The following is an 18,173-nucleotide window of genomic DNA, read 5'->3' on the forward strand; positions in this document are numbered from 1 at the left end:
AAAACTGCGATCATGTTTAAAGACATTTTTGAGCAATATCAATGGGACGAGGTAAAGGCAGGCATCTACGACAAAACAGCCGCAGATGTGGAGCAGGCCCTGCATAACCAGCGCCGCACCCTCGATGATTTTGCCGCCCTCATTTCACCTGCGGCAGCCGCCTACCTGCAACCAATGGCTGAAATGAGCCATCAGCGCACCCTGCAGCGCTTTGGCAATACCATGCAGTTATATATCCCCATGTATCTCTCCAATGAATGCCAGAATATCTGCACCTACTGCGGCTTTAGCCTGGACAATAAGATCCGGCGCAAAACCCTCAGCCCAGCGGAGATACTACAGGAAACGGCCGTCATCAAAGAGATGGGATATGACCATGTGCTGCTGGTAACCGGCGAAGCACATCAGATAGTAGGCCTCGACTACTTCAAAAAAACACTGCAACTGTTACGTCCCCATTTTGCCCATATCTCCATGGAAGTGCAACCGATGGACGAGGCGGATTACGCCGCCCTGATACCGTTGGGGCTACATGCCGTGCTGGTATATCAGGAAACCTACCATCAGGAGGACTATAAAAAGCATCATCCCAAAGGACGCAAATCATCGTTTCAATACCGGCTGGAAACGCCCGACAGACTGGGCCGCGCCGGCATTCATAAAATGGGGCTGGGGGTGTTGATAGGTCTTGAAGACTGGCGTACCGACAGCTTTTTTACAGCACTGCATCTTCAGTATCTCGAAAAAAAATACTGGCAAACGCGGTACAGCATTTCTTTTCCACGCCTGCGTCCCTTCTCCGGCGGACTGGAACCTAAAGTGGAAATGAATGACCGGGAGCTGGTACAACTCATCTGCGCTTACCGCCTTTTTAATCAGGAAGTGGAACTGAGTATTTCCACCCGGGAACGGGAATCTTTCAGGGACCACATTATCCGGCTCGGCATTACCAGTATGAGCGCCGGATCACGCACCAATCCCGGAGGCTACGCCGCCGACCGGCAATCGCTTGAACAGTTTGAAATATCCGACGAACGAAGCGCAGCCGCCATCGCCGCCATGTTGAAAAACAGCGGTTATGAACCGGTATGGAAAGACTGGGACCAGGTATTGGGCTAACATAAAAGAAGGTGGCCACCGGGCCACCTTTGTTGTTTTTCATAGCTGGTTAAAAGCAATATTACAAGGGGTAATAACTTCTCTCAATCTCTTTAAAGATAAGATGAGCGCAGATATAAAAGTAGTGTGCATTAAAAATGAACAAAATGAACAGATTTTATGAACGGTGAACAAAATTCCCGGTTTCCGGGCTGTCAGCGGCATCGTTGTGCGGGAAACCAGGTTCGGTTACAGGCATAAAAAAAGGCTGCTTCCTTGATGAAGCAGCCTTGTACCGAAAAATCCCGTAGTTGCCATATTACTTATAAAAATAAGTATGATTGGAATACCGCTATCCAAAAATAAAATGCTATTCCTGAACAACCGTATTTAGCTTCAGTTTGAACAAAATGAACAATCATCAATTTGCTGCACAAAAAAATCCTTTCGCACGTTAATACACGATCCGTTGTACATCTCTGTAAGTCTTGATGATATCGTGATCATTCCGTAATGACTTCTGTTGATCGGCTATCAGTTCCCTGAGACGATAGGACATGGGCGTATCTGACCGGAGCGCCGCACTATAGGCACGTTGTGCCGCATCTTCTCCATATTCACAAAAAGAAAGAATAGCATGCCGGTCATGGCCGGTAAAAGCGGTCTTTATCTCCATCCACGTACGGTATAGCTTGCCGGCAGCTGTAGTGCCGAAGCGCCTCTGCTCACCCAGCGCCACCAATTCATCATACAGCTGGGAGGCATACCGGCGGCTGTCATCGATCATACGCTGAAAAAGCGCTTTCAAATCCACATCATCAGTAGCATCCATCGACTGTTGATACCCTTCCATCCTGTCGTTATTGATCTTGACGAGGTCGCTGATTACTTCGGCGATTGTTTCTTGTTGTTGCATGTTCCGGTAAATTTTTAGGATTAAAAAGATAGTCTCTGCCTGCAACAACCCAAAAATGCGACCATTTTGCACAGCCTTTATTACCAGATACTTCAGTCATCAGGCTTTCCTTCACCCGTCCTTTTTTTTCTCCGTATGGGGGAAGCGATTCCACACCTGTACAGCATTTATTCTCCCCCCTATATATTGTATATAAGCGCTTTATCAGCGTTGGCATATATTTTTTAGCAGAATAGGCGGACCAAATCCTTAAAACATGAGTAACCTGTTGTATCTGATTGCCGTCATTCTCGTTATCGGGTGGGTTCTGGGGTTCTTTGTATATTCTGCCGGTGCCCTGATCCACGCACTACTGGTACTAGCTATCATTGCCATCTTAATTAACATTATTCGCGGCAGAGCGGTATAAGACCTTACGAATGACGGATTACGAATAACAAAGGATGACTTTTCAAAAGCCCGATTTTGTAATTCGTAATCCGTAATTCGTATTTGTCTTAAATTGCCGCCATGAAAGTATCCCGGTTTTTGCTGGCCATTGTTGCCGTGGCTTTAGGCGCCAGTTGCGCCAGTACCCGTCCTGCTACCAAATCTGTTGCCGCCGGCTTCGGCAGGCTCCGGCTCATCGGGGAGCAGACCATACCGCATAACATGCCTTTTATGGGCACCGTTACCGGCGGGCTCTCCGGCATAGATTACGACGCTTCACGGCAGCAGTATTATATGATCTGTGATGACCGTTCCGAACTGGCACCAGCCCGCTTTTATACGGCCAAACTTTACTTTTCCGCCCAGTCGTTTGACAGCGTTCGCTTTACTGGCATGACGACGCTGCTGCAACAGAACGGGCAACCTTATCCCGGTGTAAAAGTCAATCCGGCGCTGACGCCCGATCCCGAAGCGTTGCGCTACAACGCCCAAAAGGGGTGCCTGGTATGGAGCAGCGAAGGAGAACGGATTGTGAACACCAAAGACACCATCCTCACCAACCCCGGCGTATATGAAATATCTATAGACGGTCACTACCTGGATTCTTTCGCACTGCCATCGCAGTTCCGTATGCAGGCCACAGACAACGGCCCCCGGCGTAATGGCGCCTTTGAAGGCCTCGGCTTTACACCGGACTACCGCCACACGTTCGTCAGCCTGGAAGAACCCCGCTATGAAGACGGTCCCCGTGCAGACGTAGGAGACACCACAGCGCTTACACGACTGATCAAATATGACAACAAAACCCTGCAACCGGTGGCGCAATATGCCTACCGCTTAGAACCCGTTGCATATCCGGCCATTCCCGCCAATGCATTTAAGGTAAACGGCATCTCCGATATCCTGGTGTTGTCTGATCATCAGTTGTTGTCCATAGAACGCTCTTTTTCTTCCGGCGTGAAAGACTGCACCATCAAAGTGTTCCTGGTGGACCTTCACGGCGCCACGGACATCAGTGATATCAACTCACTGAAAACTGCCAATGGTGTGAAGACCGTTACCAAATCCTTACTTTTTGATTTCGCTTCCCTTGGGAAATATATAGATAACATTGAAGGCGTAACTTTCGGACCTGTATTGCCCAATGGTCATAAAAGCCTGGTGTTTGCGGCAGATAACAACTTCTCCGCCGCAGAAGAAAGCCAGTTTTTTGTCTTTGAGCTGATTCCCTGACCTGTGGGCATTAACTAAATACCGGCCCTGGTTGTTATACGGAAAAATCATTCATCGTTATGAAATACCTCCTGTTATTATCTGCCATGGCCCTATTTGCCTGTCAGCATACCCGCTCCGGCCAGCAGGCCGGCCATCCTGACAGCAGTGCCGTTTCCCCTGTCTGGGTCACCTATACCGGCACCCTTCCCTGTGCCGACTGCAGCGGCATCCTTACCACCCTTAGCCTCGAGGAGAACGCCCCCGACGGGGAGCTGGGCTTCAAACTCAAGGAAACCTACCAGGGAGTAGCCGGGAAAGATCAGACTTTTCACAGTGAGGGCAACTATAAGGTGCTGCATGGCGACGCAGAAGACAAAGATGCTGAGATCATACAGCTTAACCCGGACAAAGACCAGAACCTTCAACGTTATTTCCGCAGGGCAGGGGATGTGCTCCGTCAGTTGGACAAGGACAAACAGGCTGTCCCAGGTGCTATGACCTATAGCCTCAAACGCGTCAGTGAATAACTGATATATCAAAAAAGTCGCTTAAATTTAGCTCCGACCAGTGACTTTATCATTCCAAAATTATGACGCGTATTTTAGGCTGCCTGATGGCTTTGTTGACGTTGCAGATGTATGTGTTTGGAAAATCTCCACAGGACAGTTTGCTGAAGGAGTTAAACCGCAGCATTGAAAATGCAGCTGTGTACGACGCCCTGAAAATGAAAGGCATCGACAGTATCAAACGTACCCTTGCCAATGCCGGCACCGACCCGGGCGTCCGTTACCATATATACCAGCTATTATACGAGCAGTACAAAGTTTTCAATTTTGACTCTGCCTTTGTATATGCCCGCCTTATGGAAAAGGTGGCGGGGGAAATGCAGGACCAGCAGCGCCTCACCTATGCCCGCACCAGAATTGGTTTTATCCTGTTGTCTTCCGGCATGTTCACAGAGACATCCGCCTTTCTCAACAGCCTTGATGTGACCGGCATGCCCGACAGTATCCGCAGCCAGTATTATCTGATGAAAAGCCGGTTCTATTATGATCTGGCAGACTATAACCAGGACCGGTATTATTCCCCTTCCTATATTCACCAGGGCAGTATATATATGGACTCAGCCCTTCACCTGTTGCCTCCATCTTCTTTCGAATATCAGTATAACAGAGGGCTGCAATATTACAAGATGGGCAATCTCGCCGCTGCCCGTAACAGTTACCCTGATCTTAACCAGCCTGGGCTCAACTACCGGCAGCTGGCCGTTGCCGCCTGTACGCTGGGGTATATATACCTGCACGCCCATGAGACTGATACCGCTATTGAGCTGATGTACCGTTCTGCCATCGCAGATATTAAATCCTCCACCAAGGAAACCATGGCCATGTATACCCTGGCCACCCTGCTTTTTGAAAAAGGCGATATCAAAAACGCCTCGCACTTCATTGAAAAAGCTGTCGCCGAGGCAGCATTCTATGGCGCCAGACAACGAAAAGTGCAGGTTAGTAGTATTTTACCCATCATTGAACAGGAAAGGGTCAATACAGCCGAAGAAAGAACCAGATCGCTGCTCATCTATGCATCCATTGTGACATTGCTGCTGATTGCGGTGGTGATACTCGCTATCACAGTCACGAGGCAGGTGCGCAAACTGAAAGTCGCCCAGGAGATCATCACCGCAGCACATCTTAAACAACAGGAAATCAACAATCAATTACTGGAAGCCAATAAGATAAAGGAAGAATACGTCGGCTATTGTTTTAATATCTACGCGTCCTATATCAGCAAGATTGAAAAATTAAAACAGACGCTTGAACAAAAATTAACCGAAAACAAGCCGAGCGAGTTAAAATATCTTATAAATAATATCAATGTCCGGCAGGAACGGGAAGATCTTTTCACCACTTTCGACCGGGTGTTTCTAAAGATATTCCCTCATTTCGTGGAAGAATTTAATAACCTGTTTGAACCGGTCAACCAGGTAGTCCTTCGGGAAAATGAATTACTCAATACAGACATCCGGATTTTTGCCCTTATTCGTATAGGCATCACTGATAATGAAAAAATTGCCCGGATACTGGAGTATTCCGTCAACACCATTTACGCCTATAAGACCAAAATCAAAAAACGTTCATTGGTGCCCAATGAAGAATTTGAAAACCGGATCATGGCCATTAAAGCCCTTTAAAAAGGGGGTAAAAATGGCGAATACCATCAATATATGTAAAAAATATATTTGTTTGTATTTTATTGTTTATCAAAAAGATACGATCACAACCTGTTCAAAATAGCCTTTTATTTTCTATATTTATCCTGTATAAGTTGTTCACCTGAGCATTGCTTTCTTACTTTGACAAAAAGGAAGCATAAACCAATAATCTGAATTTAAAAAAGCCAATAAACCAAGGCATCATTGCCGCCCACGTAAACCAGTTAATTTATAAATCCACGTTGTTCCGCATGTCGAGCCTGCTCTACATTCAGCAACCAAATTGAATCTAAGTTTTTAAATCCACGGTAAACAGAACAGTTCATTCACTGCTCAAAAATCCACATTATGATGAAAACACGACTTTTCAGGCATCTTTTCCTGTGCACATGTTTCATGTTCTTACAGGGTCTGCTCATGGCCCAGAACAGGACCGTGACAGGTAAAGTTACAGATGACAAAGGCGCCCCTATTCCAGGTGCATCCGTGCAAATCAAAGGCACTAAAAGCGGGACCACCACCGATCCTGATGGTAACTTTAAGGTATCTGTTGGCGCCAACGCCAATACCCTGATTATTTCCTTTATCGGACAAACCGCACAGGAAGTCAGCATCGCCAACAAAACTCATGTAGATGTAAAACTGGTGGCTGAAAACACTACCCTGACCGACGTAGTGGTAGTTGGTTACGGCACCACCCGCAAAAAAGATATTACCGGCGCCATCTCCCAGGTAAAAGCCGCGGACTTTAACCGTGGTATCACCAGCGCCCCTGATCAGTTGATCCAGGGCAAGGTATCCGGCCTGATGGTACTCAACAACAGCGGCGCTCCCGGCGCTTCCGCCACTGTACGCATCAGGGGCGTGTCTTCCGTAAGGTCCGGCAACCAACCCCTGTATGTAATAGACGGTGTGCCGCTCGACGGACGTGTAGCCCGGCCCGCCATTAATGTCAGCGGTCTTGGCCAGACGCCAGACGCCAACCCGCTCAACTTCATCAATTCCAGCGATATCGCTTCCATGGACGTGCTGAAAGACGCTTCCGCCACAGCCATCTATGGCTCCCGCGGCGCCAACGGCGTTATCATCATCACCACCAAGAAAGGCACGCCTGGTGCTACCCGCCTCGATGTAGGCTATTCCGTGGGCGCCAGCAACATCATGAAACAACTGGACGTACTGGACGCCGACGAATACCGCGCCGCCCTTAAAACCTACAACCTGTCCGGCGGCGATTACGGTGGCAGCTCCAACGGGATGAAATCCATCCTCCGCACTGGTATCACCCATAATATCAATGTGGCGATGAGCGGCGGCAATGAAACCAGTCGTTACCGTGCTTCCTTCGGTGTACAGGACCAGGAAGGTATCGTCAAAAAGTCGGGCCTGAAAAAATATACCGCTACCCTCAACGGTCAGAATAAGTTCCTCGACAGCAAAAAACTGGGTATCGATTATAATATCATGGCCGCCCAAACCACTGAACAGCTGGCCCCCATCACCAACGACGCCGGTTTCACCGGTAGCCTTATCAGCATGGCCCTCCAGTGGAACCCGACCATGCCTATCCGGAATGCCGACGGATCATTTAACATCCTGGGTGAGGGCAGCGCCGTGAATCCGGAAGCCATGTCTGAAGCATATGACGACAAGGTAAACATCAGCTACGTGCTGGCCAGCATTTCTCCCTACTATAAATTCAATGACAACTGGGAATATCGTGCCCTGTACAGCATTAACCATCAGGTGGGCAAAAGGGAAACACAGGTAGCATCCTTCATTAATATCCCAGGTATCATGAAACAGGGGCAGGCCTACTATGGCAATGCAGAGCTGACCACCCAATTGCTGACCAACACCCTGAGCTTCAACAAACAGATTACTTCTGCCTTCAACTTAAACGCCGTAGTGGGCCATGAATACCAGAAGTTTGACTATGCCGGCATGGGCCTTGGCGCTACCGGGTTTCCTACCTACGCTGTGAAGTATACTGATATCCTTCAGGCTCCTACCCAGGCCAATACAAATATCAGCTCCTTCCGGAACCCCAGCTCAGAGCTGCAGTCCTTCTTTGGAAGAGCGACCTTCAATCTCTATGACAAATATATCCTCACCGGTACCCTGAGGGCCGACGGCTCCAGTAAATTTGGTTCCAACAACAAATACGGCTATTTCCCATCTTTCGCCGCCAAATGGAACATTACCGGAGAAGACTTCCTGAAAGGCAATAAAACCATCAACAACCTCGCGCTGAGAGTAGGTTATGGTTCTACGGGCAACCAGGAATTCCCTGCCGGCGCGGCACAGGAACAATATGGCCTGGGCGCCTCCGGTTCCGCCGCTCTCACCAACGTTGCCAATCCCAACCTGAAATGGGAAAGCTCCAAACAGTTCAACGCCGGTGTGGACTTCAGTATCGTGGACAACCGCATCTATGGTAGTGTGGATTACTTCTATAAAAACACCAGCAACCTGCTGTTCAGCTTCCCCGCCATCCAGCCGGCACCTGCCTCCACCTACTGGATCAACCTGCCAGGCAATGTGATCAACAACGGGGTGGAAGTATCCCTCAAAGGAGACATTCTCCGGAAAAAAGACCTGAGATGGACATTAGGTGTAAACGGCACCTTCCTGCATAACGAACTGAAAAACTATGACGGTCCTCCGGTGCTCACCGGCGCCATCAGCGGCCAGGGCGTTTCCGGTGCCACCGCACAACGGCTGGCCAACGGCTATCCGCTGAACACCTTCTACGTACGCAAGTTCGAAGGCTTCGATGATAAAGGTCAGGCAGTATATACCGACAATGGCAATACCCTGTATTACCTCACCAATCCCAACCCGAAAGTGCTGCTCGGTGTCAACACCGAAGTGGTATTCAAAAAGTGGGTACTGGCAGCCAGCGGCCACGGCGCGTTCGGCCACGAGGTATACAACAATACCGCTAACACTGTACTGCCAATCGGCAACCTTGGCTCCCGCAACATTGCCAAGTCAATACTGGGCAACGGCGAAGCACTTTCCAATCCTATCACCGTGTCTTCCCGTTACCTCGAAAAAGGCAACTTCTTCAAACTGGACAACGTGACGCTTACCTATAACATTGGCAACGTAGGCCGCGTCCTGAAAAACGCAGCGGTGTATGCCACCGGCCAAAACCTCTTCGTGATCACCAAATACAGCGGCTTCGATCCTGAGGTGAATACCGATAAAAACGTGAATGGGGTGACCTCCTTCGGCATCGAGTACGGTCCGTACCCAACAGCCAGAACGGTCATGCTCGGCATCCTGTTTTCCTTGTAAACCATTCACCTAAAAACTGCTATCATGACTAAACATATTTTCCGATCCGCTATCGTAATCGCCTCTGTCGTAGGCTTTCAGGCCTGCGGGCTCAATGAACAGCTCGGCTCCACCATTACCCGGAAAGATGCCGACTCTGTGATCAAAGTACCGGCCCTGTTAAAAGGCGCTTATGACAACATGCAGCTGCCATACCAGGAATTCGATAACAGCTGGGGACTCTCGCAGATGTCAACAGACGAAACCTTAGGCCCCACCCGTGGCGGCGACTGGGATGACAACGGTGTATGGCGCTCCCTCCATGAACATACCTGGAACGCAGACCACGCGCACATACAACGTGCCTTTACCAATCTGCTGACACTTCAGTTCAGCGCCAGTAACGTGCTCAATTTCAAACCCAGTAAGAACCAGGCCGCACAGGCCCGCTTCCTCCGCGCCCTCTCCATGTTCACCGTAGTGGACCTCTGGGGACAGGTGCCTTTCAGGAATCCTACAGACACCTTGCTGAACGCGCCTAAAGTGCTGAAAACACAGGAAGCGCTGGATTATATCATCTCCGAGCTGAACGCCATCCTTCCTGATCTGGGCGCACGTCCTGCAACAGCCGCCTATGTGGCCAACCAGGATGCCGCCCGTGCCTTGCTGATGAAATGTTACCTTAATAAAGGCGCATTTATCAACAGGGCCGCACCGACCTTTGATGCTGCCGATATGCAACAGGTGATCACGCTCGCCGATCAGATCAAAGCCACCGGCGCCTACAAACTGGCGTCCGACTACTTCGATAACTTCGCCCGCGACAACGATGTGAAGTCCACTGAAAATATCTTCACACAGCAAAATGGCCCCGGCTTCAGCACCGTACGTCAGGGTAACGCTACCTATGCCCGCTGGAAATTCACCGTTCACTACAACATGACGCCCAGCGGCTGGAACGGCTTTACCACGCTCTCCGATTTTTATGACAAGTTTGAAGCAACAGACAGAAGGAGAGGCGGCGCCTATACCGGCCTTACCGACACCTGCGGCATGCTCGCCGGTTTCCTCATCGGCCAGCAATACGATGTAAACCATAACCCGCTGAAAGACCGTAAAGGCAATCCGCTGGCCTTCACCCGTGATGTGCAGCTTAAAGAGTCCGGCGCCAATCTGGAAGTAACCGGTATCCGCGTTATTAAATATATCCCGGACTTCTTTACCTCCCAGAACTCTAAGGACAACAACGAAGCCAGCAACGACTATGTTTTCTTCCGCTATGCAGACGTGCTGCTCATGAAAGCTGAAGCACTGCTCCGTACCGGTAATGCTGCCGGCGCACTGGCACTGGTAAACGAAATACGGCTTGCCCGTGGCGCCAGCCCGCTGGGCGCACTGGACGTGAACTCCCTGCTGGACGAAAGAGGACGCGAACTTTACTGGGAAGGCTGGAGAAGACAGGACCTGATCCGCTTTGGCAAGTTCCTGCAGCCATGGCAACTGAAACCTGTTGATAACCCAAGGAACCTGCTGTTCCCGATTCCTACCAGCGATCTTGCTGTCAACAAAAACCTGACACAAAACCCAGGTTACTAAACCATATTTTCCATTACCGGGAATAGTGCCCTGAGCGGCACTGTTCCCGGTATATCCTCCGGCTATTTTTACCTGTTACCCGCTGCTGCGCCTGGTCTCATCAGGCGTCCGGGGGAGGTTTTTTCATCAAATCATCATCCCATGAATAAAATTCCGCTACCGGTTTTTTCGCTGCTGTTATTATTGCTGACGCGCCTCCCGCTTACCGCTCAAACACAGGTGGTGCCGGCAGGAAATGTCAACAGCGTCAGCATTTCCGGTCAACAGGTAAAAATAAAAACGACCAATGCTTTTGCGGAGGTCACTGTATACAGCCCGTCCATTATCCGGGTAAGAATGGACAAGCGCCCGCTGCCAGCGGACTTTTCTTACGCCGTAACAGCAAAACCATTACCCGTAAAAGCACAAATCACCCAAAACAATAGTGAAATCAATATTGTAACTGATTCCCTAAAAATGCGGATTCAGAAAGCCCCTTTTGCGGTCAGCTTTTTCAGCCCTTCGGGCGATGTGATCAGCGAAGATGAAGCCGGCCTCGGTACCTCCTGGATCGGCGACGAGGTGACGACCTACAAAAAAATGCAGGAAAACGAACGGTTTATCGGGCTTGGTGAAAAGACAGGTAACCTGGACCGTAAAGGGGAAGGCTATACGAACTGGAACTCCGACGTGTTTGGCTATGCTGCTAACCGTGACCCCATCTATGCCACCATTCCTTTTTATATCGGTATTCACCACCAGCAGAACTACGGCATCTTCTTCGATAACAGCTATCAGAGCGATTTTAACTTTGGCGCCAGCAACAATCGTTTCTCTTCCTTCGGTGCAAGGGGAGGAGAAATGAACTACTATTTCATCTATCATCCGCAGATGGCAGACATCATCCGGTCTTATACCAGCCTCACCGGGCGGATGCCCATGCCTCCGTTGTGGAGCCTCGGCTATCAGCAGAACCGCTACAGTTACTATCCTGACACGGAAGTATACCGGATCGCTCAAACTTTACGGGAAAAGAAAATCCCGGCCGATGGCATCACCCTCGATATCCACTATATGGATGCCTACAAACTGTTCACCTGGAATAAAGACCGTTTCCCTGATCCGGCACAGCTCACCGGCCGCTTAAAAGATATGGGTTTTCGTGTAACCGTTATCGTAGATCCCGGCATTAAGGTAGAAGAAGGTTATCACGCTTACGAAAACGGAAAAAAGGAAAATATCTTCATTAAATACAACGACGGCCAAAACTACACCGGACAGGTATGGCCCGGCTGGTGCCATTTCCCGGACTTCACCAGTGAGAAAGGCCGCAGCTGGTGGAAAAGCCAGGTAAAATCGTATATCCGTGACGGTGTCAGCGGCATCTGGAACGATATGAATGAAATTGCCACATGGGGCCAGAAAATGCCAAACAACGTGATCTTTGATTACGAAGGACACCCGACCACACATCTGCAGGCGCATAATATTTACGGCCTGCAAATGGTACGCGCCAGTTATGAAGGTACCCGCGAGGCCCTTCAAAAACGGCCGTTCCTGCTCACCCGTGCAGCCTATTCCGGCAGTCAGCGCTACAGCGCCATCTGGACAGGTGACAACCGAGCAGAAGAAGACCATATGCTGCTGGGCGTACGGCTCCTGAACAGCCTCGGTGTCAGCGGTTTTCCCTTTGCCGGCATGGACGTGGGCGGCTTCACCGGCAATCCTTCCGTTGGCCTCTACACCCGCTGGATGCAGATTGGCGCCTTCATTCCCTATTTCAGGAACCATACCGGCGTCAACACCAAGTCCGCAGAGCCATGGGCTTTCGGCGAGGAAGCACTGGAGATCACCCGCAATTATGTAAACCTTCGCTATCATATGTTGCCCTATCTCTATAGCACTATGTACGCCGCCAGTCGTACAGGCATGCCTGTTATGCGCACCCTCGCACTTCAAAACACCTTCGATCCGCAGGTGTATGATACCCGGTTCCAGAACCAGTACCAGTTTGGCGACGCGTATATGATCGCTCCGTTTGAGAGCACAAAAGATTTTGGCAGTATTTATTTCCCTAAAGGGAAATGGTACAATCTCTATACAGACGCCGTCACCACCGGCGGACAAGACATCATCACACCCCTCAATATCAAAACCTTACCGGTATATGTAAAAGAAAGCAGCATTGTGCCCATGCAATCATTGGTGCAATCTACCCGCGAAAAACCTGCTGATACGCTTTTCCTTCATCTATATAAAGGCAGTCAGCCTAATACGTTCGTATACTACGAAGATGACGGCGAAAGCTTCTCGTACGAAAAAGGTGATTTCTATGAAAGGGCCATTACCTACGATCCGGCGCAGCAAACACTGACGCTGCAAAGGCCAAAGGGTAGCTATGGCAGCCAGTTTCATCACATTAAGCTGATCCTGCACGGGTTTGATAGCAAACAGCGTATAACCGTCAACGGTAGCGCGACAACTGTCAGCGCAGGTCCTTTTTCTTTTTTATCACCCATATCCCGGTTTGATCCGCAGGGATCATTTATACCGGCTGAAAGCTGTCCGGTACAAGTGGCCACCTTTGCCAACAGTAACGAGCTTCTTAACGTGGGTTTATGAGAAAAGAACGGCCCCCCTGGATTTTCCGGGGGGCCTTTTTAAATGCAAAAAGCGCAAAGCAGCCACGGTGGACTGCTTTGCGCTTTTTATATATTCGGTTTTCTTTACAGCTTCACTACTTTACTACGCCAGATTTTCCTGCTTTGCTGGCCGGTCACCCGGATAATCCAGGTACCATTCGGCACTTTAGACATATCTACGCGTAAAGGTATATTGCCTTTTGCATTGGCGGTATGTATCTGTTGCAATAAAGGAGCGCTTCCTTTCAGGTCCAGTACTTCCACCAGCAGTTTCTCACCGGCAGGTGCATCCACCAGTATCTGCAGGTTGCTACCTGTTACCGGGTTCGGATAGACAGTCAGTTGTTCCGGCTGAGAAGCGGCCATGGCTGCTGTCGCACCGGTACAATCACGGACATATTTCCATGGTTTGCCATCGCCGGTGCTGATATCCGGTTGTTCGTTCTGTGTCCACCATTTTGCAGAGTATACTTTACCGTTATACACCACCTGTGCGCCGCCATTATAAGCAGTCGTAGGGGACCATGCCGGAATACCATTGCAGTTATTGCTGCCGCCGTTTACAGTAATGTTTACCGCAGCGGAAATCGTAGTGGCGCCACCGTTGTCTGTTGCCCTGGCAGTCAGGCTGTAGGTGCCTGCCGCCACATTGCCCCAGGTCCAGGTGTAAGGCGCTACGCTGTCTGTGCCCAACAGGGTGGAGCCCTGATAGAAGGCAACGCGGGTAATCACCCCGTCGCTATCGGAAGCTGCCGCCTGTATGTTCACGGTAGCCGGAGCGGTGAAGGTAGCGTTATTGGCAGGAGAAGTAATATTCACTACCGGCGGTTTGTTGCCCGCTGAAGTTACGCTGATGTTCACCACGGCAGAAGTGGTAGTAGCCCCTTTGTTGTCAGTAGCTTTAGCGGTAAGGCTGTAGCTGCCGGCCGCAACGTTGTTCCAGGTCCAGGCGTATGGCGCTACGCTGTCTACGCCCAGCAGGGTGTTGCCCTGGTAGAAAGCCACGCGGGTTACCACACCATCACTGTCGGAAGCTGCGGCCTGAATATTTACGGTAGCCGGAGCGGTGTAGGTGGCGTTGTTGGCAGGTGATGTAATGTTCACCACCGGTGGTTTGTTGATTGGCGCAGAGCCGAAGAAGTAATCGTAATAGTTATTGGCAAATTCATCGCCATTAGCTTTATCCCAGTTAATGGACCATGTCATGATACCACGCAGGCCCGGATATCCTGCCGCATTACGCAGCTGATAAGTACCGCCGAAGGACTGTCCTTTCATCAGGTAGTCCAGCGCTTTTTTCACATTGGCCGGAGCAATATAACCACCGCCGGCAGCGCTGGCCGTAGCAGGAAGACCGAAGGCCACCTGGTCCGGGCGCAAGGCCGGGAAGGTTTGTGTGGTGCCCGATACGGGGAAGCCTTTCAACAACATTTCAGACATCGATACGATAAAATCAGGAGTGCCCTGGTTGTATACACCGTTATCGAGGCCCATTACGGAACCGGTATTATAATATTGCGTCTGGATGAAAGTGAGTTCGTTACGCAGTCCGTAGATGATAGGCAGGTACGCGCCTACCAGGGGTGAATAAGTAGAGCCATAGGCCGTTTGCACATAGTAGGTTTCCGGCGCCATGGTGAGCCAGCAGTTTTTGCCCTGGCCTTTGCGATAGGCGATGATTTCTTTTACGCCTGCGATCAGGTTCTGTACCTTGGCTGTGGTAGGATTGGTGAAATCCTTGTCGCCATTGTCCAGCTGCAGGTTGGTACCGCCTTCTATATCCAGGTCAAAACCATCGAAATTGTACTGGTCCAGCAGTGCTTTCATGGAAGTGACAAAAGCTTGTTTCTTTGCAGCGGTGGAGAGGTTCAGTGAGCCGTTTTCGCCACCCAGCGACAACAATACTTTTTTGCCTTGCGACTGCAGGTACTGCACGTCTGACAGGAACTGCGCCGGTGTTACGTTTTCCGGCACAAAGGAAATGGTGGCCAGATCAGATCCGCTGACAGCGAAGGCAATTTCTATCACATTATATTTGGGATTGACATTACGGAGAGGGATATACGGAGAAGCGTCCGTAGGAGATCCCCAGTTCTGCCAGTAACCTACAATGACCTTGCCGGAGTCGCCGGGCTGACCGGGACCGGAGGTATTTACCACCACGCTTACTGAAGAAGAAGTGGTGGAAGCCCCTTTATTGTCTGTAGCGATGGCTTTAATGGTATAATTGCCGGCCGGCACGTTGTTCCACGCATAGCTGTATGGAGCCGCGCTGTCAGTAGCCAAAAGGGTAGTGCCATTATAGAAGTCTACTTTGATCACCTGGCCATCGGTATCGCTGGCGGCAGCCTGAATGGTAATGCCGGCGGGAGCGGTGAAGGTGGCATTGTTAGCCGGCGATGTGATGCTTACAGTAGGAGGCACATTGGTACCACTGCCGCCGGTGGCAAACACTTCATTGATTTTGTTTACCAGCGGATTTTTAGTGTTGGGGCAATAGATGAGTTTTCCTTTAGGCACAGTGCTGCTGGTCATGTTGGTCATATCGCCGTATACCTGCCAGATGATCACGCCTGCCAGGCCATTGTCTTTAATATATTGCGCTTTGGCTGCAACAGAACGTTCGTTGTCATAGCTGAGGAAGAAGTTGCCTTTTGTTTTGTAAGGCGCTTTGGCCACATCGTCCCAGTTGTCGGTCCAACCGGAGCCGGAGCCGGTGGTATTGAGGATGTAGCTGTAGTTGGGAGTTCCGTCCCATACGTCTTTTGCCCAGTTGGTATAGTCTGCGCAGGTTTGGATAGGGCCGTCAGGCTGCACGGTTTCGGCCCGTTTGGTGGTAGGTGCGTTCAGGGCGGCGGTGCCGGTGGTGATTACGCCGCGGCCATAGAAAGGCGCACCGAGGTTCACTTTGCTCATGTTGATGCCGAGCGCGCGCAACCCTTTGGTGGTGGCGTCGAGCGAGAATCCCGCAAATTCCTGGCCGGGGTATTCGTACAGGGGGGAGTTGTGACCAGCTTTGTTAGACCATCCGCCGTTGTAATCGTACGTCATCATGTTGAAATAATTGAGGACGTTGTTGAGGCGCGGCCAGTCAAAGCCCGGGAGTTTGGCAAGTGCGGGGGAGAAGCAGCTGGTCATCAGTTTATTGGGGCCGATGGCTGCTCTTACAGCTTCCAGCAGTATCGCGAAGTTGGTATAGTCCGCGGTGCTGTAGTGTTCAATGTTCATCCCTGCATCGTTGGGATATTCCCAGTCGAAGTCGATACCGTCAAAGCCCATGCTGATCAGCTGTTGGCAGCCGGCTACAAATTTGGCTCTTTTAGTAGGGTCAGCAGCTACTTCCGGGTAGTGTTTGCACATGCTCCAGCCACCGATGGAAGCCAGTACTTTCACCCCTTTCTGGTGGGCCAGGTCTATCACGCCGGGAGCGCCGCCCTGTTTGGGCACAGACAGCGGGAAGCTGCCTGACTTTCCGGTGTTGACGTTGGTCCATCCGCTGCCGCCGTTGCGGTAGCCGAGAGAGTAAGCGTAACTGTTGTCCGGGATGTAGTACAGCACGTCCAGTTCGCCATACAGCAGGTACATGTCCCAGCTGCTGTAAATGTCTTCATTGACCAGGGGTGCAGGTGCCTGTACCGCGCCCACCTGGTAGATGTTTTTGTTGCGGAAGTCGCCACTGTGCAGCGATCCGTCGTTCGCCACGCCGAAGAACGAAAAGTTCAGGATGGTGTACTGGGAATAATCCACATTCAGATGATTGTAACCGCCCAGGGGAACAGTGCCTGCCACATTTTTCCAGGCATCCCATTGGGTGATGTAACCGATCACCTGTTTGTTGTGTTGTTGAGTGGTGGCAGGAACAGTCGGGCTCACCTGGGCGAAGGTACCGGGCGATAGTGACAGTAACAGCCAACAGACGAATGCAAGACAGCGGAATGCTGCGCCTCCATTGGTAGACTTTGGTGTCATAGTGATGATTGTTTGTTAAGATAATGGTTAATAAAAACTAGTGCTCACCTCAAAGGGAATTACATGTGCGTTCGGGTTAATGCTAGGCTATCGTTTGTAAGGTTTTCAGATCTATACTAAAACATTAAGGGTTTCACGCAAAAACAGCACGATGGGGGAGTCGGCACAATTTTAAAAAAGTACTATGCGATAAAAAAATTTTTTTCATCGGCACTGCTGCATATTTGCTGCCGGATGGATTATATATCGTAAGGATTCCTTTGCCGTATGGATGATAAAAAACAGGAGCACGCAAATCCTTTGCGTATTGATTGGTTAACTTGCTTTCAGCATCATGTGATCGTTGTTTTCAGAGTGCTGATTTTACTTTCCCTCACGCACAACAAAAAACAAAATGACTTCAGATCCTAACTTACTCAGAGACGTTTATTCCGTTTTTAATATCTTCTGTGGAAAGTTCCGCCAGATGGTATGTACCGCGTGTAACTGGAGCGAACCAACGTTTTACCGCAAAATGAGGTGCCATTATCCCACAGCGGGCAAAAAAGGACGAAAGTCTTTTCTCAGCAAAGCTGAGGAAGAAGCCATCCTGAAAGAAGCTCATATTGCTTCCGAACATTTGCTGAAGTTATTGCAGCAACACTTTAACACACCGGAAAAATATCCGCGCTGGCTGGAGGAACCGGAAGAAATAGAAGACGCCTATTTTCTAAGCGATATAACGGTTCCTGTGGAAGGAATTCCATTTTAGTTATTGTCAACAACGTCTACCTTATTAAAGACATCATTTGTTTATTTTTGCAGGCAGGCTGTTAACACATTAACGATGTAAACA

11 protein-coding genes are annotated in these 18,173 nt (G+C 50.1%); 9 read left to right on the plus strand and 2 right to left on the minus strand.

Annotated elements, in window-relative coordinates:
- Positions 1 to 12: 12 nt before the first annotated feature.
- Positions 13 to 1,119, plus strand: coding sequence for a 2-iminoacetate synthase ThiH (gene thiH / locus HGH92_RS10910; protein ID WP_168870747.1), 1,107 nt, complete (start codon positions 13 to 15; stop codon positions 1,117 to 1,119).
- A 433-nt stretch (positions 1,120 to 1,552) separates the two neighbouring features.
- Here thiH and HGH92_RS10915 read toward each other — a convergent pair whose 3' ends face one another.
- Positions 1,553 to 2,014 (minus strand): ferritin-like domain-containing protein, encoded by a 462-nt coding sequence (locus HGH92_RS10915; protein WP_168870748.1) that lies wholly within the window; start codon positions 2,012 to 2,014, stop codon positions 1,553 to 1,555.
- Between the two features lie 256 nt (positions 2,015 to 2,270).
- Here HGH92_RS10915 and HGH92_RS10920 point away from each other — a divergent pair, with 256 nt between their 5' ends.
- The 7 genes from HGH92_RS10920 to HGH92_RS10950 all read left to right on the plus strand — a co-directional run bounded on the left by HGH92_RS10920 (position 2,271) and on the right by HGH92_RS10950 (position 13,349).
- Positions 2,271 to 2,423: a lmo0937 family membrane protein gene (locus HGH92_RS10920; RefSeq protein WP_168870749.1), complete on the plus strand. Its 153-nt coding sequence runs from the start codon at positions 2,271 to 2,273 to the stop codon at positions 2,421 to 2,423.
- A 101-nt stretch (positions 2,424 to 2,524) separates the two neighbouring features.
- Complete coding sequence (locus HGH92_RS10925) at positions 2,525 to 3,676, plus strand: esterase-like activity of phytase family protein (RefSeq protein WP_168870750.1); 1,152 nt, start codon at positions 2,525 to 2,527, stop codon at positions 3,674 to 3,676.
- Between the two features lie 59 nt (positions 3,677 to 3,735).
- Positions 3,736 to 4,185 (plus strand): copper resistance protein NlpE, encoded by a 450-nt coding sequence (locus HGH92_RS10930; RefSeq protein ID WP_168870751.1) that lies wholly within the window; start codon positions 3,736 to 3,738, stop codon positions 4,183 to 4,185.
- Between the two features lie 62 nt (positions 4,186 to 4,247).
- Complete coding sequence (locus HGH92_RS10935; RefSeq protein WP_168870752.1) at positions 4,248 to 5,849, plus strand: DUF6377 domain-containing protein; 1,602 nt, start codon at positions 4,248 to 4,250, stop codon at positions 5,847 to 5,849.
- A gap of 369 nt (positions 5,850 to 6,218) precedes the next feature.
- Entirely contained in the window at positions 6,219 to 9,173 is a 2,955-nt protein-coding gene (locus HGH92_RS10940; protein ID WP_247654867.1) for a SusC/RagA family TonB-linked outer membrane protein, read from the plus strand.
- Positions 9,174 to 9,197: 24 nt separating this feature from the next.
- Entirely contained in the window at positions 9,198 to 10,748 is a 1,551-nt protein-coding gene (locus HGH92_RS10945) for a RagB/SusD family nutrient uptake outer membrane protein (protein ID WP_168870753.1), read from the plus strand.
- A 141-nt stretch (positions 10,749 to 10,889) separates the two neighbouring features.
- On the plus strand, positions 10,890 to 13,349 hold the full coding sequence (locus HGH92_RS10950) for a TIM-barrel domain-containing protein (RefSeq protein ID WP_168870754.1): 2,460 nt from the start codon (positions 10,890 to 10,892) through the stop codon (positions 13,347 to 13,349).
- A gap of 104 nt (positions 13,350 to 13,453) precedes the next feature.
- Here the strand turns inward: HGH92_RS10950 and HGH92_RS33755 are convergent, their stop codons facing one another.
- Positions 13,454 to 17,338 carry a glycosyl hydrolase family 18 protein gene (locus HGH92_RS33755; protein ID WP_168870755.1) on the minus strand — a complete coding sequence of 1,295 codons (3,885 nt, stop codon included), beginning with the start codon at positions 17,336 to 17,338 and terminating at the stop codon, positions 13,454 to 13,456.
- 394 nt (positions 17,339 to 17,732) lie between these two features.
- Here HGH92_RS33755 and HGH92_RS10960 point away from each other — a divergent pair, with 394 nt between their 5' ends.
- Positions 17,733 to 18,089, plus strand: coding sequence for a hypothetical protein (locus HGH92_RS10960; RefSeq protein ID WP_168870756.1), 357 nt, complete (start codon positions 17,733 to 17,735; stop codon positions 18,087 to 18,089).
- Positions 18,090 to 18,173: the final 84 nt, after the last annotated feature.

This window comes from Chitinophaga varians (genome assembly GCF_012641275.1).
Classification (GTDB): Bacteria; Bacteroidota; Bacteroidia; order Chitinophagales; family Chitinophagaceae; genus Chitinophaga; species Chitinophaga varians_A.

Coding starts and splice junctions, on each gene's coding strand:
- thiH (WP_168870747.1), top strand. CDS start 13: ATGTTTAAAGACATTTTTGAGCAATATCAATGGGACGAGGTAAAGGCA.
- HGH92_RS10915 (WP_168870748.1), bottom strand. CDS start 2,014: ATGCAACAACAAGAAACAATCGCCGAAGTAATCAGCGACCTCGTCAAG.
- HGH92_RS10920 (WP_168870749.1), top strand. CDS start 2,271: ATGAGTAACCTGTTGTATCTGATTGCCGTCATTCTCGTTATCGGGTGG.
- HGH92_RS10925 (WP_168870750.1), top strand. CDS start 2,525: ATGAAAGTATCCCGGTTTTTGCTGGCCATTGTTGCCGTGGCTTTAGGC.
- HGH92_RS10930 (WP_168870751.1), top strand. CDS start 3,736: ATGAAATACCTCCTGTTATTATCTGCCATGGCCCTATTTGCCTGTCAG.
- HGH92_RS10935 (WP_168870752.1), top strand. CDS start 4,248: ATGACGCGTATTTTAGGCTGCCTGATGGCTTTGTTGACGTTGCAGATG.
- HGH92_RS10940 (WP_247654867.1), top strand. CDS start 6,219: ATGATGAAAACACGACTTTTCAGGCATCTTTTCCTGTGCACATGTTTC.
- HGH92_RS10945 (WP_168870753.1), top strand. CDS start 9,198: ATGACTAAACATATTTTCCGATCCGCTATCGTAATCGCCTCTGTCGTA.
- HGH92_RS10950 (WP_168870754.1), top strand. CDS start 10,890: ATGAATAAAATTCCGCTACCGGTTTTTTCGCTGCTGTTATTATTGCTG.
- HGH92_RS33755 (WP_168870755.1), bottom strand. CDS start 17,338: ATGACACCAAAGTCTACCAATGGAGGCGCAGCATTCCGCTGTCTTGCA.
- HGH92_RS10960 (WP_168870756.1), top strand. CDS start 17,733: ATGACTTCAGATCCTAACTTACTCAGAGACGTTTATTCCGTTTTTAAT.